This is a genomic window from Ensifer sp. 2TAB8 (genome assembly GCF_052115125.1).
GTDB lineage: Bacteria > Pseudomonadota > Alphaproteobacteria > Rhizobiales > Rhizobiaceae > Ensifer.
The window spans coordinates 276,032-297,046 of record NZ_JBFRGB010000005.1 but is presented as its reverse complement, the minus strand read 5'-3'; the positions used below and the strand labels follow the sequence as shown (position 1 = coordinate 297,046).

15 protein-coding genes and 1 riboswitch are annotated in these 21,015 nt (G+C 63.8%); of the genes, 6 read left to right on the top strand and 9 right to left on the bottom strand.

Going from position 1 to position 21,015, the window contains the following annotated elements:
• Positions 1-58 precede the first annotated feature (58 nt).
• Genes AB4Z53_RS12325 through AB4Z53_RS12310 form a run of 4 tightly spaced genes read left to right on the top strand, consistent with a single transcriptional unit; the run spans position 59 to position 5,276 of the window.
• Complete coding sequence (locus AB4Z53_RS12325) at positions 59-1,069, top strand: ABC transporter permease (protein WP_043623545.1); 1,011 nt, start codon at positions 59-61, stop codon at positions 1,067-1,069.
• Between the two features lie 8 nt (positions 1,070-1,077).
• A complete protein-coding gene (locus AB4Z53_RS12320) occupies positions 1,078-2,193 on the top strand; it encodes an ABC transporter permease (protein WP_441596121.1) in 1,116 nt (371 codons plus the stop codon).
• Between the two features lie 12 nt (positions 2,194-2,205).
• Positions 2,206-3,879: an ABC transporter ATP-binding protein gene (locus AB4Z53_RS12315; protein WP_441596098.1), complete on the top strand. Its 1,674-nt coding sequence runs from the start codon at positions 2,206-2,208 to the stop codon at positions 3,877-3,879.
• A gap of 23 nt (positions 3,880-3,902) precedes the next feature.
• Positions 3,903-5,276: an alpha-glucosidase/alpha-galactosidase gene (locus AB4Z53_RS12310; protein ID WP_441596096.1), complete on the top strand. Its 1,374-nt coding sequence runs from the start codon at positions 3,903-3,905 to the stop codon at positions 5,274-5,276.
• A gap of 113 nt (positions 5,277-5,389) precedes the next feature.
• On the opposite strand, the gene AB4Z53_RS12305 is transcribed toward AB4Z53_RS12310, so the two are convergent.
• Both AB4Z53_RS12305 and AB4Z53_RS12300 read right to left on the bottom strand, forming a co-directional pair.
• Positions 5,390-6,760 (bottom strand): sensor histidine kinase, encoded by a 1,371-nt coding sequence (locus AB4Z53_RS12305; RefSeq protein ID WP_441596094.1) that lies wholly within the window; start codon positions 6,758-6,760, stop codon positions 5,390-5,392.
• Positions 6,757-7,431: a response regulator transcription factor gene (locus AB4Z53_RS12300; protein WP_441596092.1), complete on the bottom strand. Its 675-nt coding sequence runs from the start codon at positions 7,429-7,431 to the stop codon at positions 6,757-6,759. The genes AB4Z53_RS12305 and AB4Z53_RS12300 overlap by 4 nt, the downstream gene beginning before the upstream one ends.
• Before the next feature lie 225 nt (positions 7,432-7,656).
• Here AB4Z53_RS12300 and AB4Z53_RS12295 point away from each other — a divergent pair, with 225 nt between their 5' ends.
• Entirely contained in the window at positions 7,657-9,135 is a 1,479-nt protein-coding gene (locus tag AB4Z53_RS12295; protein ID WP_441596091.1) for a patatin-like phospholipase family protein, read from the top strand.
• A gap of 49 nt (positions 9,136-9,184) precedes the next feature.
• On the opposite strand, the gene AB4Z53_RS12290 is transcribed toward AB4Z53_RS12295, so the two are convergent.
• The 3 genes from AB4Z53_RS12290 to AB4Z53_RS12280 form a co-directional block, all read right to left on the bottom strand.
• Complete coding sequence (locus AB4Z53_RS12290; protein WP_441596089.1) at positions 9,185-10,249, bottom strand: GH25 family lysozyme; 1,065 nt, start codon at positions 10,247-10,249, stop codon at positions 9,185-9,187.
• A 140-nt stretch (positions 10,250-10,389) separates the two neighbouring features.
• Positions 10,390-11,979, bottom strand: coding sequence for a B12-binding domain-containing radical SAM protein (locus tag AB4Z53_RS12285; protein ID WP_441596087.1), 1,590 nt, complete (start codon positions 11,977-11,979; stop codon positions 10,390-10,392).
• Complete coding sequence (locus AB4Z53_RS12280; RefSeq protein ID WP_441596085.1) at positions 11,976-16,181, bottom strand: AAA family ATPase; 4,206 nt, start codon at positions 16,179-16,181, stop codon at positions 11,976-11,978. Before AB4Z53_RS12280 ends, AB4Z53_RS12285 begins: the two co-directional genes overlap by 4 nt.
• A gap of 81 nt (positions 16,182-16,262) precedes the next feature.
• On the opposite strand from AB4Z53_RS12280, the gene AB4Z53_RS12275 reads away from it, so the two are divergent.
• Positions 16,263-17,963, top strand: coding sequence for an amidohydrolase family protein (locus tag AB4Z53_RS12275; RefSeq protein WP_441596083.1), 1,701 nt, complete (start codon positions 16,263-16,265; stop codon positions 17,961-17,963).
• Here AB4Z53_RS12275 and AB4Z53_RS12270 read toward each other — a convergent pair.
• From AB4Z53_RS12270 to thiO, 4 genes are read right to left on the bottom strand one after another with little or no spacing between them, the layout of a single operon-like run.
• Positions 17,899-18,570 carry a thiamine phosphate synthase gene (locus AB4Z53_RS12270; RefSeq protein WP_441596082.1) on the bottom strand — a complete coding sequence of 224 codons (672 nt, stop codon included), beginning with the start codon at positions 18,568-18,570 and terminating at the stop codon, positions 17,899-17,901. The genes AB4Z53_RS12275 and AB4Z53_RS12270 overlap by 65 nt on opposite strands.
• Positions 18,567-19,340: a thiazole synthase gene (locus AB4Z53_RS12265; protein ID WP_441596080.1), complete on the bottom strand. Its 774-nt coding sequence runs from the start codon at positions 19,338-19,340 to the stop codon at positions 18,567-18,569. The genes AB4Z53_RS12270 and AB4Z53_RS12265 overlap by 4 nt, the downstream gene beginning before the upstream one ends.
• 3 nt (positions 19,341-19,343) lie before the next feature.
• Positions 19,344-19,541 (bottom strand): sulfur carrier protein ThiS, encoded by a 198-nt coding sequence (gene thiS, locus AB4Z53_RS12260; RefSeq protein ID WP_113538297.1) that lies wholly within the window; start codon positions 19,539-19,541, stop codon positions 19,344-19,346.
• Complete coding sequence (gene thiO / locus AB4Z53_RS12255; RefSeq protein WP_441596078.1) at positions 19,538-20,509, bottom strand: glycine oxidase ThiO; 972 nt, start codon at positions 20,507-20,509, stop codon at positions 19,538-19,540. Before thiO ends, thiS begins: the two co-directional genes overlap by 4 nt.
• Before the next feature lie 160 nt (positions 20,510-20,669).
• A riboswitch (TPP riboswitch) is annotated at positions 20,670-20,790 on the bottom strand.
• Positions 20,791-21,015: the final 225 nt, after the last annotated feature.

Here is a 21,015-nt window from a genome sequence, read left to right as displayed (position 1 = left end):
CTCCTCCGGCTACAGGCCGGAGGAGCGCTCGATCACCCCAACGACAGAAGGAAACGGCATGTTCAGGTTTCTGCTTGTCCGCCTCGCCTCTGCCATTCCGGTGCTGCTTGTCTTGAGCGTGGCTACCTTCGCCATCATCCAGGCGCCGCCCGGAGACTATAGCGATTACATTCGTTCGCAACTGATCAACCAGGGTGGAGCGTCCTACGAGGAGGCCGAAGCCCAGGCGCAGGCCTATCGCAAGGAGCATGGCCTCGATAAGCCGCTGCCGGTGCAATACGTCAACTGGATGACGGGCATACTGACGCGCGGCGATTTCGGACACAGCCTCTACTACAATAAGCCGGTTGCCGATGTCGTCGGCGAACGCCTGCCGCGCACGCTGGCGCTGGCGCTCGTCTGCCACATCCTGGCGTCCATCATCGGCATTTCCTTCGGTATCATCGCGGCGACACGGCAATATTCCTGGATCGACAGCCTGCTTTCGACCGTGGCCTTCCTCGGCATGACGGTGCCGCGCTTCCTGATGGCGCTGATCATCGTCTATATCCTCGTCTTCCACTTCAATGTCAGTGAAATCAACTCGTTCCACTCGGCCCGCTACGGTGGTGCGCCCTGGTCCTGGGACAAGTTCGTCGACCTCGTCAAACATGTCTGGCCGGTCGTGGCGATCGCCACCTTCGGCGGCCTCGCCTACAACATGCGGGTGATGCGCGGAAATCTGCTCGACACGCTCAACGCGCAATATGTCGAGACCGCCCGGGCGAAGGGTCTGAGCGAAGGCGCCGTCGTCATGCGCCATGCCGTTCCGAACGCCCTGCATCCGCTGATCATGTACCAGGGCGTCGTACTGCCCTACATGCTGACCGGCGAGATCGAGACGGCGATTATCTTCGCGCTGCCGACCGTCGGCCCGGCCATCGTCGGCTCCATGTGGGTGGGCGACGTCTATGTCACCGCCACCTTCATGCTGGTGCTGTCGGCGACCCTTATCCTCGGCAACATCATCGCCGACATGCTGCTGGCCGCGCTTGATCCGCGCGTGCGTCTCGGAGGAGCTCACGCATGACCGCCGAGATGCAAGCGACCATTCCGCTCGCCGCCGAACCCCGGCAGGAACATCACAACGAAAGCTACCAGGCGCTCGTCTGGCGCCGGCTGAAGCGGTCCTGGACCGGCATGCTTGGCCTCGTGCTCGTCGGCTTGCTGATCTTCATGGCGGTCTTCGCCGACTTTCTGTCGCCGGTCGACCCGAAGGCGACGGGTGTCGCCTTTGCGCCACCGCAGGCAATCAGCTTTGCCGACAAGGACGGAAATTTCGTCTTCTCGCCGCGCAGCTATCCGCTCAGCGAAGGTACCGAGCTTGACCCGATCACCTTCCAGCCGATCATCGGCCCGGACTACGACAACCCGCAGATCCTCGGTTTCTTCGTCAAGGGCGCGCCCTACCGCCTTTTCGGCCTGATCCCGGCCGAGCGGCATCTTTTCGGCGCGGTCGATGGTTCGCCGGTGCATCTGCTCGGCACCGACAAGTTCGGTCGTGATGTGCTGTCGCGCATTCTCGTCGGCTCGCGCATCTCGCTGATGATCGCGCTGATCGTCGTCTCGATCGTCACCGTTGTCGGCACCACCGTCGGCATGGCCTCCGGCTATTTCGGCGGCCGCTTCGATGTCTGGACCCAGCGCTTCGTCGAGCTGGTGCTCGCCTTCCCGCAACTGCCGCTCTACCTGGCGCTGACCTCGCTGATCCCGGTGACGGCGCCGACCAACGTCTTCCTCGCGTTCGTCATCATCGTCATGTCGGCGCTCGGCTGGGCGCAGATGTCGCGCGAGGTGCGCGGCAAGACGCTGGCCTTGGCGCGTATCGACTATGTGCGGGCGGCGATCGCCGTCGGCGCCAGCGACCGGCGCATCATCTTCCAGCATATCCTGCCGAACGTGATGAGCCACGTGATCGTCGCGGTCACGCTGTCGATCCCGCAGGTGGTCCTGCTGGAATCCTTCCTCGGCTTCCTGGGCTTTGCGGTCAAGCCGCCGCTCATTTCCTGGGGGCTGATGCTGCAGGATACCTCCACCTATTCCGTCATCGGATCCTACCCCTGGATCCTGTCGCCCGTCGCCTTCGTGCTCGTCACAGTCTTCGCCTTCAATGCCCTTGGCGACGGCCTGCGCGACGCCATCGATCCCTATTGAGGAGGACGTATCATGTCTGAAACAATCGACGTCCTCACCGCCGCCCCCTCTGAGCGCAGGGACCTTGCCGAACGCGATGGCCGGCCGGTCATCGACGCCCGCAATGTCGCGGTTCGCTTCAAGGTCGAGCATGGCACGGTGGAGGCGGTGAAGGACGTGTCCTTCCAGCTCTACCGCGGAGAGACCATCGCCATCGTCGGCGAGTCCGGCTCGGGCAAATCGGTCACCGCCCGCAGCGTGATGGGGCTGTTATCCAAGCGCGCCACCGTCGCCCCGCAATCGCGCATCGGCTATGACGGCAAGGACGTGCTGAAATTCTCGCCGCGTGAACGGCGGAGCTTGCGCGGCAATCGCCTGGCGATGATCTTCCAGGAGCCGATGAGTTCGCTCAACCCGGTCTATACGGTCGGTTCGCAGATCGTCGAGGCGATTCGGGCGCATCGCCGGATGAGCCGTCGCGCGGCGACCGAACGCGCGCTGGAACTGCTGCGCCAGGTCAAGATCCCGGATCCTGAACTTCGCATCAACCAGTATCCGCACCAGCTCTCCGGCGGCCAGCGTCAGCGGGTGATGATTGCCATGGCGCTCGCCAATGATCCGGATGTGCTGATCGCCGACGAGCCGACGACGGCGCTCGACGTCACCGTGCAGGCGCAAATCCTCAACCTGATCCGCGACCTGCAGCGCGAACTCGGCATGGCGGTGATCCTGATCACCCACGACCTGACGGTGGTGCGGCAGTTCTCCGACTACGTCTACGTCATGCAATATGGCGAGGTGAAGGAGCACAACACCACGGCTGATCTCTTCGCCAACCCTTCACATCCCTACACGAAACGGCTGCTTTCGTCCGAACCGTCCGGTGCCGCCAAGCCGCTGCCCGACAATGCGCCGATCGTGCTTGAAGGGCGGGACGTGAAGGTCTCCTTCATGCTCAAGAAGGGCGGCCTTTTCCGCTCGCAGTTTTCTGAGTTGGTGGCGGTCGACAGGCTCAGCCTCAATCTGCGCACGCACGAGACGCTCGGCCTTGTGGGCGAATCCGGCTCCGGCAAGACGACCTTCGGCCAGGCGTTGGTCAGGCTGATCAATGCCGATGGCGGTGAAGTCTTCTTCGATGGCATCCCGATCCACGACAAGGATCGCACCGCGATGCGGCCCTTGCGCTCGCGCATCCAGATCGTTTTTCAGGATCCCTTCGCATCGCTCAATCCGCGCATGTCGATCGGCCAGATCATCGAGGAGGGCCTGGTCGTCAACGGCATCGGCGAGAGCCGCAAGGAGCGGGTCGAGCGTGTGGTCGACGCCCTTGCCGCCGCCGGCATGCCCGGCAACATCCTGTCGCGCTTCCCGCACGAGTTTTCCGGCGGCCAGCGCCAGCGCATCGCTATTGCGCGCGCCATTGCGCTCGAACCGGAGTTCATCCTGCTCGACGAACCGACATCGGCGCTCGACCTCTCGGTCCAGGCCCAGATCATCGACCTCCTGCGCAAGCTGCAGGACGAGCGGGGCCTGAGCTACCTCTTCATCTCCCATGACCTGAAAGTCGTGCGCGCGCTCTGCCACCGGGTGGTGGTGATGCAGCACGGCAGGATCGTCGAAGAGGGGCCGGTGGGCGAAATCCTGTCCAATCCCAAGACCGCCTACACCGAACGGCTCGTACGGGCCGCCTTCGATGTGGCAGCATGACCGCTAGAAAGCAGAGGCAATCCATGACCAGACAACCCAAGATCACGTTTATCGGCGCCGGCTCCACCGTCTTCATGAAGAACATCATCGGCGACGTCCTGCAGCGGCCGTCGCTGTCATCGGCGACCATCGCGCTGATGGACGTCAACCCCGAGCGCCTCGGCGAAAGCGAGATCGTCGCCGGCAAGCTGGTGCGCACGCTCGGCGTCAAGGCAAAGATCGAGACCCACTCGAACCAGAAGAAGGCACTCGAAGGGGCCGATTTCGTCGTCGTCGCCTTCCAGATCGGCGGCTACGAGCCCTGCACGGTCACCGACTTCGAAGTGCCGAAGAAATACGGCCTGCGCCAGACAATCGCCGACACGCTCGGCGTCGGCGGCATCATGCGCGGCCTGCGCACCGTGCCGCATCTCTGGAAGATCTGCGGGGACATGCTTGAGGTCTGCCCGAACGCGATCCTGCTGCAATACGTCAACCCGATGGCGATCAACACCTGGGCGATCTCTCAGAAGTTTCCGACGATCCGCCAGGTCGGCCTCTGCCATTCGGTCCAGGGCACGGCCTACGAGCTTTCGCGGGATCTCGATATCCCCGTGTCGGAGATCCGCTACCGCGCCGCCGGCATCAACCACATGGCCTTCTTCCTCAAGTTCGAGCACAAACAGGCCGACGGCAGCTATCGCAATCTCTATCCGGATCTCGTGCGTGGCTACCGCGAAGGCCGCTTCCCGAAGCCCAGCCACTGGAACCCGCGCTGCCCCAACAAGGTGCGCTACGAGATGCTGACCCGGCTCGGCTACTTCGTCACCGAAAGCTCCGAGCATTTCGCCGAATACACGCCCTATTTCATCAAGGACGGTCGCCCGGATCTGATCGAGAAGTTCGGCATTCCGCTCGACGAGTATCCGAAGCGCTGCGTCGAGCAGATCGAGCGCTGGAAGGGCCAGGCCGCCGCCTACAGGGACGCGGAAAAGATCGAGGTGGCCGAGAGCCACGAATACGCCTCCTCGATCATGAACTCGGTCTGGACCGGCGAACCGTCGGTGATCTACGGCAACCTCAGGAACAACGGCTGCATCACCTCGCTGCCCGAGAACTGCGCGGCGGAAGTTCCCTGCCTGGTCGACGCCTCCGGCATCCAGCCGACCTTCATCGGCGATCTGCCGCCGCAGCTGACCGCGCTGATCCGCACCAACATCAACGTGCAGGAGCTGACGGTGCAGGCGCTCATGACTGAAAACCGAGAGCATCTCTACCACGCGGCGATGATGGATCCGCACACGGCCGCCGAACTCGACCTCGACCAGATCTGGTCGCTCGTCGACGACCTGCTCGTCGCTCATCGCGAGTGGGTCCCGGAATGGGCGCGCGTGTCGAAGAAGGTCCAGGCAGCCTGACTTTTTCTCCCGGTCAGGCTGCGTCGAGCCCCGGACCCTCGTGCCGTCTTCCCCTCTGTCCTAGCCGATTTAAGGGGCGAGACAGGCAGCGCAGGGTCCGGGGCTTGTTCTTTTCAAGTCGTATCGTTGGCCGCGAGTGGCAGCACGACGCGCATGCAGGCGCCGCCGGAAGAGGAGCGGGCGACATCGACGTAACCGCCGTGCAGGTGGACGATCTTCTGGACGAGGTTGAGGCCGAGGCCCGCGCCCTTGCCGTCCTTTCGCAGCCGCTGGAACGGCTCGAAGATCCGGTCGGTTTCGCTGCGCGGAATGCCGTCGCCGTCGTCGCAGACATCGATCGAGCCCTGAGGGTCGACCTTGACGGTGATCGTGCCGCGCCGACCGCCGTGGTCGATGGCGTTCTGCACGAGATTGGTGAGCGCTCGCTCCAGCGACGCCTCGTCTCCCGTCACCATGACAGGGCGTTGATCGGCCTCGAAGGTCATCTCGTAACCTGCCCCGAAGGCAAGCGGGGCGAGTGCGACGATCACCCGCTCGGCAAGGGCTGCGAGATCGACGGGCCTGAAATCATCCTTCTGGGCGTCGAGACGTTCGAGATCGAGAAGCTGGCCCGCCAGAATGGAAAGGCGCGTCACGTCCTCGTTGAGGCGCGTCTTGTCCGGTCCCGGCGGCAGCGATGCGATGCGGGCGCCGAGGATTGCGACCGGCGTGCGCAGTTCATGCGCCGCCTGCGCCAGGAAGCGCTTGTGTCTCGTATAACCGTCGTCCAGCCGCACCAGCGCATCGTTGACCGCGGTTACCAACGGCAGGAATTCCGTGGGGACGCCCGCGACCGGCATCTGGATGCCGCGCTGGTCGTATTCGATATGGGCGGCATGCGAGGCCGCGTGCGACAGGCCCGATAGCATCCGGCGAACGACGATCGGGGTAACGACCACGGTCGCAAGGGCGAGCAGCAGCAGCATCGGCACGAAGATGCTGAGGAAGGCGCCGGTGGTGCTGAGCAGCAGGCGGCCAAGGGTCAGCTGCCCTTCGGTGCCGCTGAAGATCTGGACGCTGCCGGCGGGAGACTCGAGCCATTTGACGACGGCTTCCGGGCGGGCGTTCTTATCCGGCGAAAGCCGGAAGCGAGCGTCGTTCATGCGCTCGAGGCCGGCGATCGCGAAGGCGAATTCTTCAGGCACGCTTCCCTCGGAAAGGCGGTTGCCTTGCCTGTCGCGGACAACAAACCAGATCTTTCCTGCATGTTGACGCAATCGGGCGAGCTCCGGCGTCTCCTGAAGCACGAGTCCGCCATCGGCATTGCGAGTGATCGCGTCCTTCAGGACGTCGACATTGCCGTTTTCGTAGCCGTCGATGAGATAGCCGGTCACCCAGAGCAGACCGACGGCGATGGCGATGACGACAATAGTCGCTATCGTTTCGAACAGCACCAGCCAGCCGACAAGGCGCCATTTGAACGAATGGGAAGTGCTGCCGCTCATTGGTCTTCTCTGAGCAGATAGCCGACGCCGCGGATACCGTTGATGATCACCCCGGCATCCGCATCCGCAAGCTTGCGCCGAACACGCGAGATATGGGTGTCGAGCGCATTGGACTGGATTTCGTCGTCGAGACCGAATACGGCTTCCATCAGGGCCGCGCGCAGCACCATGCGTCCCATGCGGCGGGTCAGCGTTTCGAGCACCAGAAGCTCGCGCCGGGGCATCTTGAGGGGCACGCCTGCAACGCTTGCCTCGCAATGCGCGAGATCGAAGGAGAGACGTCCGACGGTGACGACATCGGACTGCACGGGCGCCGGACGCCGCGCCAGCGCCCGCAGCCGTGCCAGCAGTTCCTCGAAGGCAAATGGCTTGCCGATATAGTCGTCCGCCCCGCCATCGAGCCCCGCCACCCGGTCAGCCAGATCGTCGAGCGCAGTCAGCATCAACACCGGCACGGTATTGCCGCGCGCCCGTATCACGGGGATGAGCGACAGCCCGTCGCCATCGGGCAGCTTGCGATCGAGAACGACCACGTCATAGACGGCATCGTTCAGGATCAAGGCGGCTTCGGCGAGGTCGCGGGCATGATCGGCGATCATCCGGTGATTGCTCAGGGCGGTCCGCAGCGCACCCGCCAGTTCCTTCTCATCTTCGACCAGCAAGACCCGCATGAATGCGCTTTACCTCGTGCAATGTGCCCACGCGCGTGACCCTAGCGCCGCTTCATTGAGGGAACCTGTCATCCCGTCGCAAAGTAGTCCCGATCGCTGTCGCCGTACAATCATTCGTTGCGATGCTGTGGCATGACATGCTGTCTCAATGTTGGTCCTTAGGCTGTGCGGCACCTGCTCGTGAACATCGGTTCTCGCGGGCGGAGCCAACCCGGATCAGGACGAATGAAGGTCACCAATCGAAAGCGGCGTTCACTCAAGGAAATCGGAGAGGGGCCTACCGGCCGCTATGCGGTGCGGAAAACTGTGGTTGTCCGCACAAGGCGGCTTCTGCGCCACGGGACGCTGGCGTTTGCGCTTGCTGCGGCCGGTTGCACCGGCCCGGATGTGACGCCGACCAACAGGCGGCTCGAACTGACGACTGGAGCCGTGCCGCTGCCGCAACCCATCTTGGACGGCGGCGAAACCGGCATCATCCTCGCCTTTTCCGGCGGCGGTGCCCGCTCCGCCGCCTTCGGCTACGGGGTGCTGTCGGCACTGGCGGAGGCGCCGTCACCGGGTGCAAGGGGGCGCCGTCTCGCGGATGATGTCGCCGTTGTTGCCGGCGTCTCCGGCGGGGCGGTGCTTGCCTCCCATTTCGCCCTTTACGGTCGATCGGGTCTTGCTGATTTCCGTCAACGGTTTCTCGGGCGCGATGTCGAGGCATCGCTCAAGATGTCCTTTTCGCCACCCAATATCCTGCGCGGCTATCGGGGTGGCGTGAACGATCTGTCCGGCTTCCCTGCCTGGCTCGACGCCAACCTATTCAGGGGCGCGACGTTCGGCGACATCACGAGCCCAGGACGCCCACGCCTGGTGATCCACGCGACCGATCTCTACAATCGCGCCCCATTCATCTTCGATCGTCCGTCGTTCACCGCCATCTGCAGCAACTACGACGATTATCCGCTTGCCTATGCGGTTGCCGCCTCGGCCGCTGTTCCGGTCGTCTTCGCGCCGCTGACGCTGCAGAACTTCCGGACCGGTTGCGAGGCGTTGCCGGAAGCGAAACCGCAGAAAACCGGGCCTCTGGCGCCGGGCTCGCTCGTTGCGCGCGAATATGCCGATTCTCTCGGGCGCTACGAAACGGCAAGGGATCTCAACTATCTCAAGCTTTACGACGGCGGCCTGGTCGATGGCGTCGGAACGCAGAGCCTCCTCCACCTGATGGGCCGGGCAGCGCCCGAGCCGCTGCCTGCGGAGCGGGCCATGCGTCTCAGGCACCTGATGGTCATCGTCGTCGATGCTTCGACGCGGATCGGAGGGGAGCTTTCAAAGACAGTCGACAGCCCCAAGGCGCCGGATGCGATCGTCGCCGCCATCGACGCGATGATCAACATTCCCAATCTTCAGAGCTTTGATGCCCTGCGCGACCATCTGCCCGCCTGGCGGGACAAGTTCGTGAAATGGCGTTGCGGGAGCAGCGGCACGAAGCGAGGCTGCGGCGATCTCGATGTCGGCATCGTCAGGTTGGCGCTGTCGGACATATCCGACCCAGCGCTGGCACGCCGGATCCTGGGGCTGCACAACCGTCTGAGCCTGGAGGCGAAGGACGTCGATTTTCTCGCAGGTCTTGGCCGGCGCTTGCTGCTCGAACAGCCGGACTACCGGCGGTTCCTGGACCGCATCAAGCGGAGCGGGCCTAGAGTTGCCCAAGCGGGCTGAGACGCCGTAGTGTCAGATTGAGCGGCTGGGTGGGCGAGAGCCTGCCGGCTCAGTTCGCCCGTGCCTCCAGCCAGTCGTGCCACTGGTCCTCGCTGCCGTGGAAGACGTTGAGGTCGATCTTGCCATCGACGCCTTGAGAAAGGCCAGAACCGGAATACTGCCAGAACAGCCACTTGCGGTTCGGGTAGACGATCGACGGGTGCTGGGCGACGGCACGCAGCCAGAACGGATAGTTCTTGAAAGCGCCCTGCAGGTTGTCGGCATAGAAATCCGGTGCGGTGTAGATGATCGGGCGCTGGCCATAGTGCGCCTCGAGCTTGTCCATGAAGACCTGCATCTTTTCGCGTATGCGCTCCGGCGACAGGCGACGCTTGCAGCTCGATTCGCCGTTATATTCGACGTCGATGACAGGCGGCAGCGCGCCCGGTTCACGCGGAACGTTGCGGATGAACCAGTCGGCCTGTTCGCCGGCCGTGCGGCACCAGTAGAAGAAGTGATAGGCGCCGCGGCGGATGCCGGCCGCCTTGGCAGCGCGCCAGTTCTTCTTGAACATCGGGTCGAGGTGGTCGCCGCCATCGGTCGCCTTGATGAAGGCGAAGTTTGCCCCTTGTGTCCGCAGCCGAGCCCAGTCGATGTCAGCCTGCCAGCGCGAGACGTCGACGCCATGCACCGCCATCTTGCGCGGATTTTTGGCGCGGCCGAAGTTGATCGGCTTGGCGTCGCGGAAACGATGACCGTAGATCCGCGAGCGGCCCTGCGGCATCGCCTGGGTCACCGGATTTTCCGGCGCGACGAAGGCGACTGGCCGAGCGTCGGGAACAGGCGTGGCGAGCGTCGTCGTGGTGTTTGCCGCGGGCGCGAAGGCTTCAGGCTCCGGAACGGGGCCGGCCCAGGCGAGCATTTCCTGCGGCGGTGCCGATTGGACGTTCTGGGGCGGGGTCACCTGCGCGACCCGCGCGCCCACATTGGCGGCGGGCACCGGTGCGGCCGAGAGCGCGACGGAACTGGTCGTCTCGCGCGAGGGACGCGGTGCGATCGTGTCCAGGCTTGAACTGGAGGAGCAACCGGAAACAAGGCCGGCAAAGATGATTGCGGTCGCAGCTGAAAGACGCATGGGCACCCGTACGCAAAACAAGGTCGACGGCAGTCGCCGGCCGACAGGTGTGAATAGCTAACGGAAGCTTACCCAAAAAGTTTGAATCCAATCTTACCAAGCCGACCCAACTTCACGCACTGGAGGTTGCAATGAGGAGGTCAGATTGCCGCAGGCGTAGAGGGCACGCTCTCAGCCTGCGCTGTGTTCGATCCCAAGCCCGTTCGTTGCCGCCGGCTGCTGCGAAATTCGAGATTGCGGGCAATGGTGTCGTCGAGCGCTCCGGAAGCGTCGGTGATCATGGTCGGCGCAAAATGCGAGCGGAAGCCTTCGCTGACCCGGAACGCCGGCGTGTAAAGCGGCCCGAGCGGCTGGGTCGTCGTGACGTAGGTGAGATTGTCGTCGCTCCCCGAACGCGTCGGCAGGCCATGGCGATGCAGGACCGAGGGAAGCGCGAGGCGCAGGCTGTTGGCGAGTAGATGGATCATCTGCCGGCCGGAAAGCGAGTGGCGGTAGTTGCGATAAAAGCCCAGGCAATGACGCAGGATGCGGACGCGGTTGCCGTCGAGGCGCGACAGCTTGCGCGCAAAGAGGGCCACCTCCCCGAGGTCATCGATCGGACGGGTCATCAAGGTGAACCCATCCATGTCGCGCAGTTTGGCTGAAGGCAGGAAGCGCCGCTCAGCGGCGCATTCGTCAAACAGCGGCGTGCCGAGCAGCGGGATCGTCAGGCTGAGGAAGGCCGGCAACGGCATGGTGCTTTCGCCGGTAATGAAGGCGAGTTCGTCCTGCATCGCCTGCATCGTCTGCGACGAAGGGTCGAACATCAGGCCATACTGGAAGGCGACGCCGGCCTTGAGGCAAGTCCGGATGGCTTCCAGTTGCGGCACCACCAGGTTCTGCTTCTTCTGATAACGCTTCAACTGCGCTTCGTTCAGCGTCTCGACACCGCTGAAAAGACCCAGACAGCCGGCCGCACGAACGGCTTCGAGATTGTCGGGGTCTCGGAAGAAATCCCCGGTGACGAGGGCTATCCACCCCTGAAACAGCCCCTCTCGCCACAGCGACCGGATCAAGTCGAGCTTGACATGAAACGCATCCTTGCTGTTGCCGTAAAAATTGTTGTCGATGAACAGTACGTATTTCTTGGCCGGGACGTTGCGCAATTGCGCCTCGATATAGCCGAGGTCGTAGCTGTGATAGCGCCGGTTTTCGGCGGTGAGCGCGCAGAAGCTGCATTTGAAATTGCAGTAGCGGCTCGTCTCGACGTAGCTGACCGGGCCACCCCAATTGGCAAGGTCGAAGCGCGGCAGGATCGTCTCGGAGACGGCCCATTCGCCGAAGACTTCCCTGATGACCGCCTGCATCTCCTCGACGTCGCCTTCGCAGGCGTAGTCGAAGGTTTCGGCGCTCGAAACCGGCAGATTGCGCACGACCGGTCCGCCCGCAACGATCACGCATCCGGGCGACTTCGTGCGGGCATAGGCGGTCAGGTGGCGCATCCGGTCGAAGGCAGCGGTGACGCCGGTCAGCACCAGCATATCGAGGTCTGCGAACGCCGCCTCGTCGATAAGCGGCCCGTCGTGAAACTCACTGTAGGCGCGAAGGCTGACCCGATCGCGGGCAAAGGCGCCCGCCAGGAACAGATGTCCGGTTCCCTGTGGAATGAAATCGGGGCGGCCTTCTGGGTTTCTGGTCTCGTCGAAATGGGCAAGCACGATCAGGACGCGAGGTACTCGGGACTGGTTCATGCGTGGCCTCCCTCGAACGCAACAATCGGGACATGGGTCGGTGGCTCGGCTTGATGAAGTTGGAGGACCTCGCTCCAGGTGTTTTGCCGAACGGCAAACATCGTCTCCAGGGCCTGCCATGCGGCAGCGTCTTTCCGCCCCGCCGGGTGGTGTAACGACGCGAGCGCGACGGCTGGCATCTCCAATCGTATTGCTTCCGCGAAGGCGTATCGTGCGACCCGTTCGGCGCGGCGCTGCTGGCCGCGATGCACGTGCAGGGTCGCCTCGCCGAGCGCTGCCGCCGGGCGGCCGATCGGATAGACGCGGGCAAACCGCTCGAGCTTTCGCAGGACAAGCTGTGCTGCCATGGGGTCGCCGCTATCAGGGTCGCTCGCGACGTCGAACAGGCGGGCAAGCGCCGGCAGGGTCCGTGTCTTCATTGCCGGGTTGAGCGTCTGGCACCAGGAGAATGCGCGTTCGAACCAGGCCTTTGCTTCACCCGTATTGCCCTGCCGCCGGGCGGCCTCTGCCAGAAGCGATGCGCCCTCGATGCAGTGAACGAGTTCCAGCCCATCGGCCTTGGCGGTGATGATCTGCTTGAGCTCATCGAGATCGGCTTCAATGGTGTTCCATCGGCCAAGTGCTGCATGGCCCCTGAGGCGGCCGAGCAGGCCGCAGCCAAGCACCTGGGTGTCGCCGCGTCTGCGGCCCTCTTCACAGATACGCTGAACGAGGATCTCCCAGGGTGCGATGCCTTCGAAGGCGGAGGTTAGTAGCCAGGGGCCCGAAATCGTCTCGAGGCCGACGGCCACCTCGCACCAGCGCCGAAGGTCACCGACGGTCGAGGCATTGTTGAGACCGGCCTCGAATGCCTGTTTGCCTTCGCGCCAATGGCCGATGCCGATCTGGTACATGCCCGACAAGAGGTCGACGCGCACGCGCGTTCCCAGCTGATCCACGCGTTCCGAAAGGGCGGCGGCAAGGCGGCTGTAATGCTCGGCCTGCTTGTGAAGCGGGATGACGCCGCATATCGCGCCGAGGCTCGCGTAGTTCGTGGCGGTCGTCGGCGAGACATACTTATTTCTTTCGGCAAGGTTCGTCGCGCGAAGCGTTGCATGGATCAGTCGCAGTTTTTCGCTGGTAAAGTAGTAGATCCGCGTCAGGTCCTCATGCGCCTTTGCCGCGAGCAGGAAGGGATCGGACGGCGATCGTGAGATCTCACGTTCCAGGATCCAGTCCTTGTCCCCGTGGGTCACGCGACGCCACACCTGTTCGGCAAGATCGAGCACGAGGTGCAGCGCGAGGCCGGCCGAGGTGCGCGGCAGCGGAAGGCCGGAAAGCCGCAAACCTTCCTCATAGGCATTCCTTGCCGCCTCGGCGCGGCCGAGATTGAGGCTGGCCTCGCCGAGCAGGAAACAAGCGGCCGCCCGCCGGGTCGGCGTAATCGTGATCGAGAGCTCGCGGGCGGTCTTGAAGAAGCGCTCGATCAGGTCGACGACGGCCGCATTATCGAACTGGCGCAGGCGCAGCTCGGCGACACGATCCAGGTAGTTGAACGCCAGCCTGGCATCGCCGGCGCGTTCCCAATGGCTCAAGATGCGCGGCAGGTTCTCGGCGTTATCGGGTTGCCTGCTCTCCTCCATCGCCTGCGCGATGGCGCGATGGGCCTCGCGGCGCTGTTCCGACAACATGCTCTCGTAAATGGCCTGGCGGATGACGGCGTGGCTGAAGGTGAAGCGACCCGGGCGATCATCCATGGGCTTGATCAGATGGGCGGCCTGCAGCCGCTCGATGCTGGCTTCGATGTCGAGCGCGTATTTCCTGATCGGCGGAAGCGCCTGCAGCTCGGGAACGGAAAAAGTCGCGCCCATGGCGCTTGCGATCTTCAGCAGCGCCTGAAGCTCGGCCGGAAGCTGGTCGGTCCGGGCGATAACGGTGACCTTCGCCGTATTGAGCAGGGTCGCATCGTTCGAACGGGTTTCGGCGAGCGACAGCGGCGCGGGCGCTTCAGCCGCTTTCGGCAATCGGCGCTCGCCGATCATCCGGCAGATTTCGCAGATCAGCAGCGGGTTTCCGGCCGACTGGGCATAGACCGCTTCGCCGAAGCCATCGGCAGGCGAATTGCTGCCGATCGAAGCGCGCACAAGCGCGATTGTGCCCTCGAAGTCAAGCGGCAGAAGGTCGAGGGTCTGGGCACCGTTATGATGTTGACCGGTCCACCGCGTCAGGTCCTGTTGTGTCCTGGCCGTCCGCGTCGATACGACGACCGGGATCGGCGCCGTTCCGGAGGCCAGCCGTCCGAGCAATTGGCCGGAGGCCTCGTCGAGCCAGTGCACGTCTTCGAGCACGACGACACCCCGACCCCAGGAAAGACTGTCGGTCATCAGGTCGCGCAGCAATTCGCGTAGGCGGTGGGAGCGTCCGTCGCCCGACATCGCCCGCGTCTCGACCGTGTCGGTCAAGGTCAGGTTGATGGCATCGTTCAGCAGCGGCGCCAGATGTGCGAGTTCCGGGCGGTGGGCGAAGAACTGCATCACCTGGTCCGATGCCTCGGGGCCGCGCAGGTCGCCGATGCCGAGCAGATCGCGGATCACCCCGCGCCAGGCAAAATAGGGCACGTCGCTTTCGATATCGTCGGCATTGCCGACCAGGACCTGGCTGCCATGGTCACGGCAGTTTTCGACGAAGGCGCGAAGCAGCGCCGATTTCCCGACGCCGGATTCACCCTTGACGATCATCACGCCGGCGGCCTGCCCCCGGCCGGCGCGCTCCACATAGGCGTTGAGCACCGCCAGTTCGGCGGCCCGGTTGAAAAGAATGGGTGACTTGTTGTCGATCGTCGCGACCGTTTCGGCTATCGGCGCGAAGGCGACGACGCCACCGCGCATGCCGGGCACCCCAAGCGTCCAGGGGCCGGAAAAAGCGATCTGGCCGGCAGTCTCCTTGGCTGTCGCCTGGTCGACGAGGATGCGGCCTGCCGCAACGCTCGCCAGTCGGGCGGCCATGTTCACGGCAGCACCCACGACAGTATAGTCGGCCCGCTGGATCGTGCCGAGAGCGCCACAGAAGCTCTCGCCGGTGGAGATGCCGGCCGACAGGCCGAGATCCGGTTCGTCGAGTTCGTTTGACAGGCGAAGGGCGGCGATGATCGCCCGGCGCGCATTGTCGGCATGTTTCCTGCCGGGCAGGCCGAAAACGGCGAAGACTTCGAGCCCGCCGGCATGAAGCGCCGTGTGCAGGATCTCGCCACCGGTGCGGCCGACGACGGCAATCGATCGTTCTATGAGCTTGTTCAGCCGATCGAGATCCGTATCGAGATCGCGGCCGACGATATGCACGAACAGCGCCGTCACCGTTCTGAGGTCCGCGAGCCATTCCGAAAGCGGCGACAGCAGGCGGCTGCGCAGCGAAAGCGGCAGGTAGGCCTCAAGCCGGTCAGCCGTCGAGCCCGGCTGCGTGCGCGGCGCCTCCTTCGTGGTCGAGCAGGGCTCTATGCTGTCGAGCCGCGCGGTTCCTTCCCGGTTCGGTCCGCCTTTGGCGCGCTTGCCGACCAGGCGCCACACGGCATCCGAGACGAGAATTTCGCCGGCATCGCTCAGTTGGCCGCAATGGTCGGCCTGGGCCAGGCAGTCGCCGCCGACGATCAGCCAGCGCTGATCGGCGCGCGGCAGCAGGTGCAGCAGCGTGATGGCACCGGCGCCAACGGCAATGCGCAATTGAAGCGCATCTTCTGGGCTGCCCGGGCCGCCGATTTGCTCGCGGATCCGTTCGGCGCAATAGCAGCTGCGCCAGGCAGTCTGCTCGAGTTCCTCTGGGGAGGGTGCCCGCCAGCCGGCAATCAGGCTGTCGCCCGCGAAACTCAAGACCGTACCGCCATGCTCTTCAATATGGTTGATGAGCTCGCCCATGAAGGCGTTCAGGAGCAGGCTGACGCGCTCCGCACCGGCGGCACGGTCGCTTTCGGACCATTTGGCCGTCAGGCGGGTGAAGCCGGAAATGTCGGCGAAAAGCAGCGAACCGAGAAAGTCTTCCCGTGCGGGGGCAGCCGATTCCGTCGCTGCCGGGGAGGACCATTGGACCAGGGCTCCGGACAGGTAACGTTGGAATTCATATTTGCCGGCGCCACCAACCACGCAAAATTCTCCCCAAGATTTTAGAGTAACACGCCTCCTGTCTGACTGAAAGACGACTCGCGCTGATCTACGAGATGTCAGTAACGGCAAGTAAATAGCTGTTTCGCGCGGCCTTCGGACGGAGTAATGTTTCCCCGATTGTTCGAGGGGGTCTCGCAACAGGAGGGGACGATGGGGGTCGACTGGGCTGGTCCGGTTGCCGCCGTGACGCGCCGTGATGTCTTGCGGCTGGTTTCGGCGGGCGTGCTTGCAAATGTGCTTTCCGGATGCCGGCATCTGCCTTCGCCCGGCGCCTGCAGTCTCAGTCATCCGATCATCGACGTGCATTGTCATTTCTTCAACGCGGCCGATGTGCCGGTGGAAGGGCTCGTTCGCTACGTGGCGCTGCGTGAGAAGATGCCCGAGAAAAGGCTCTCGGCGAACGCGCAGGAAGCGAAGGGACTGGAAAACGCGCTGGTGGTCTTTCTCGTGACCGCGCTTGGCGACGTCGCGCCCAAAGCCAAGCATGAGCTCGCTGTCCTAAGGAAGGGTGCCCGGCGCATTTCCGACGCCGAACTTGCGCGGCGCAAGGACGAGCAATTGCGTGTCGCGATCAGGGAGCTGATCTCGCGCGCCAACGAACAGCGCTCCACATTCTCACGGCGCAGCCTTGGCGAATCCCCCGATTATGACGGCCTGCTGCAGCAACTCGGCGGCACCCCCAATCTGCCGCAGACATTCCAGAGGCGACTGGACCAGCGGCGTTCGGGCGGCGCCATGAGTGACGCGGAGGTCGATACTCTCGCCAACAACGCAAAGGCGCACGACCAGATCGGCACCTATCTTTCTTTCGTCCGGCTGATGCAGGACTACCGGGAAAACCTGGCCGAGGCCTATATCAAGATCTTCGCGTCCAAATGCCGGCTGTCGCTGATCACGCCGAGTATCCTGGACTTCGACAAATCGCTGCACGGTCGATCATCGCCTCAGCGCGACCAGATCGACGTGATGGACGAGGTCCAGCAGCTCGTCACCAGGAAGCACGGCATCCGCATGCATAGCTTCGTCGGCTTCGATCCGCACCGCGAGGCGCAAAGGCCGGGTTCGTCGCTGGCAAATGTCCAGTATGCGATCATGGAAAAGGGCTTCATCGGCGTCAAGATCTACCCGCCGATGGGCTTCAAGGCATGGGGCAATGCGGATCCGGCGATCGATGCCGCTCTGAAGCGGCTTTACGTCTGGTGCCGCGACAACGATGTGCCGATCATGGCCCATGCGGAAAACAGCATCGGGGCCGGCTGTGGCTACGGCAACCTGGCAAGCCCCGCCTATTGGAAGGATCTGCTCGACACCAACCAGTACGACAAGCTGCGGATCAATCTCGCGCATTTTGGCGCTTTCGACGAAGTCATACGCCCGGGCGCGCCGACGGGCGTAATGGTTTCCTGTGCCCAGGACAAGTTTTCCGGGCCGCCGACCTGGGAGGACATCATCGGCAGGACAATCGACCACGAGCGTCGCCTGAACCTTTTTGCGGATCTGAGCTATCTCAGTGAATTGGTCAGCAGCGACGACAAGAATCTTCACGCAGAGATCCGGCAGTTGCTGGACAAATGGCTTGATGACTACGACCCCGACGCCCGTCACCTCATGTTTGGCACCGACTGGTCGATGATGGCGCTGGAAAAAGACTACAACGCCTATGTATCGAGGATTGCCGAGCAACTGACGCTCGCCAGCGTCAGCGACGAGCACCAGCAGAACATCCTCTGGAGAAACGCCTCGCGCTTTCTCGGGATTGACCGACCGGGCAAGACGCGCGACCGCCTCACGGCCTATTGCGACAGGCACGGCCTGGGGTCGGCCTGGCTTTCCGAACTTGCGATTGCCTGAGGCAGCGCCACGGCTGCGTGCGTGCGATCCATTCCCGTGTCCGCCCCTCGGGGTCGGCATTCAGCGTGATATCGGTGACGACGGCGGCGCTGTCCGCGCCGTGCTCGAAGACGCCGGCGATCCGCTCGATGTTGAGGCCGCCGATCGCAACGAGCGGCAGCGGCTGGACGCGTTCCCGCCAGGCGGAGAGCCGCGGCAACCCCTGCGGATCCCATTTCATCTGCTTCAGGATCGTCGGATAGATCGGCCCGAGCGCAACATAGTCGGGTTTCGCGGCAATCGCCGTCTCAAGCTCTGCCTCGTCGTGGGTGCTAAGGCCGAGCTTCAGGCCGGCTGCGCGGATCGCGGCAAGATCCGCCTCCGCCAGATCCTCCTGGCCGAGATGGACGAAGTCGCAGCCTTCGGCGATCGCGAGGCGCCAGTAGTCGTTGACGACAAGCTGGCAGCCATGACGTTTGCATACTGCCTTGGCCGCACGGATCTCGTCGCGAAGCTCCGCTTCCGGGCGGTCTTTGACGCGAAGCTGCACCAGTTTGACGCCGAGCGGCACCAGCCGCTCGATCCACCGGGCGCTGTCGACGATGAGGTAGAAGGGATCAAGTTTCACGCAAACACCGCCTTTCCGATGACGGGGGTGGAGGGGACGGCAAAATCGCGTGGCTCCAGCATGCCGGCCTCAAAGGCGTCACGTCCTGCATCGATCGCCCGGGCGAAGGCCGCGGCCATGAGAGCCGGTTTTGCTGCGCCGGCAACGGCAGTGTTCAGCAGGACCGCGTCGAAGCCAAGCTCCATCACGATGGTTGCGTGTGAAGGGCGGCCGATGCCGGCATCGACGATCAGCGGCATATCCGGAAAGTGCGCCCGCATGGCCCTGAGCGCCGGGAGGTTCTGCGGCCCCATGGCACTGCCGATCGGCGCGCACCAGGGCATCAGCACCTTGCACCCGGCCTCAACGAGCCGCTCGCCGACCACCAGGTCGTCGGTCGTATAGGGAAAGACCTCGAAGCCTTCGGCTGAGAGAATGCGCGCTGCCTCCACCAGTCCGAAGACGTCGGGCTGGAGCGTATCCTGATGGCCGATCACCTCGAGCTTGATCCAGTTCGTGCCGAAGACTTCGCGTGCCATCTTCGCCGTCAGTACCGCTTCCGATACCGAGTGGCAGCCGGCGGTATTCGGGAGCACATGCACGCCGAGAGACCGGATCAGTTCGAAGAAGGCGCCGCCCTGGCGGCCGCCGGCGGTTTCGCGGCGGAGCGAAACCGTGAGGATCTCGGTCGCAGACGCGCGAGCCGCGTCTTCAAGGGCGGCCGGCGAGGGGTAGCGGGCGGTACCCAGAAGCAGGCGCGAGCGCAATTCCTGTCCATAAAGCGTCAGCATGTCTCAGCCTCCCTTCATCGGTGAGAGTATTTCGATCCGGTCGCGATCGTTGAGGGCATGGGCCGAGCGATCCGTCCGATGTACCAGCTCGCCGTTGACGGCGGTGGCAAGCCAATCGCCTTCAAAGTCGAGTGCGGCCAGAAGTTCGGCAAGGTTTGCGACTGCGAGGTCGTGATCCTCGCCGTTGACGATCAGTTTCATGCGGCATCTCCCTTCAGGTTCCGGGCAAGGGCAAGATCCGCCGCCTCCTCGGCCAGAGTTGGCGAGAGCAGGAAACCGTGGCGGTAAAGCCCGTTGAGCGTGATGGTGTTTCCGGCGCACATGACGCGCGGCAGGTTGTCGGCAAAGGCCGGCCGGACGCCGGTTCCGGTTTCGATGAGTCGCGCTTCGCCAAAGACCGGGTGCAGCGTGTAGGCGGCGTTCAGGAGTTCCATCAACGAGCGGGCGGCAATCGGCCCGCCATCGTCCGTTTCGATCATGGTCGCCCCGCACATGAAGAGCCCATCGCCGCGCGGCACGATGTAGAGCGGGATGCGCGGATGGATGAGCCGAACCGGTCGCGACAGCTCCACTTCGCCTGTCTGCAGATAGAGCATCTCGCCTCGCACGCCGCGCAGGCCGGCAATGGCGCCGATCCGAGACGCGCCGCTACAGTCGGCGATCATATCGTGGCCGCTGCCGTCATCCGTCTCTTCGACGAAGGCAACGCCACGCTCGACCAGCTTTTGCCGCAGCAAGACAAGTGCCCGGCGAGGATCGATATGTGCTTCGCCGGGAAAGAACAGCGCCTGCTGGAAGCGCCCGGCAAGCGCCGGCTCCAGCCGCGCGATCGCCTCTGCGTCAAGCCATTCGAAGCCGGACGTGCGCGAAGCGAAGCGTTTGAGTTCGCCGGCATCTCGTGCCGGGGCGACGACCAGCGTGCCGTTGCGCGATACTTCGCCCGGAAGCGCCCGGTCCCACCAGTCGATGGCGCCGATGCCGCGTGTCAGTACCGCTTCCTCGGCACTTTCGCGCTCGCACCAGGGCGCCAGCATGCCGCCGGCAAACCAGGATGCTGCACCGCCGAAGCCCGCCTGCCGCTCCGCAACGGCAACTTCGACGCCGCGACCATTCAGTTCATGCGCCAAGGCCAGTCCGACGACGCCGGCGCCTTTGATCAGGACGCGCATGGTCAATGCGCCCCACGGTGCGGAACCGGCCGCCGGCCCGAAAGAAGCAAAGTCGCGATGATGATACGCACTGCCGAGGCTCCATAGTTGGAGACCCAGTTCGCGCCGTAGGGGATGGAAGGACGCCTTGCCGCGATAGGCTCGCGCGAACGCGAATGCGGCAGCGATGTCTGCACCGTCCCTACGCCAGTATGAACTGGATCAGGTTCAACGGGTCACTGCGCCGCGGAAACCGCCTGGCAGAATCTCAGCCCCTTGCCGGGACACCCCTGGTGAATGCTTCAAACTGAACGGCTGGACCGGATTTTGTCAAGAGCCGCCGATGCGAGTATCACGCCGAGTGTCTCCAGCCAAAAATTATCTATAAAAATTGGATGAGGCACAAGTCGCTGAGTCTCTGCGTTGTTGAGGCGGCTCGCGTCGATAGATCTGCAGATGAGTTGGGAGGAAAGCTCATTAGAGCAGGATGTTGCGAGTTCATTGCTGCTATCCCGAATTCAATTCAC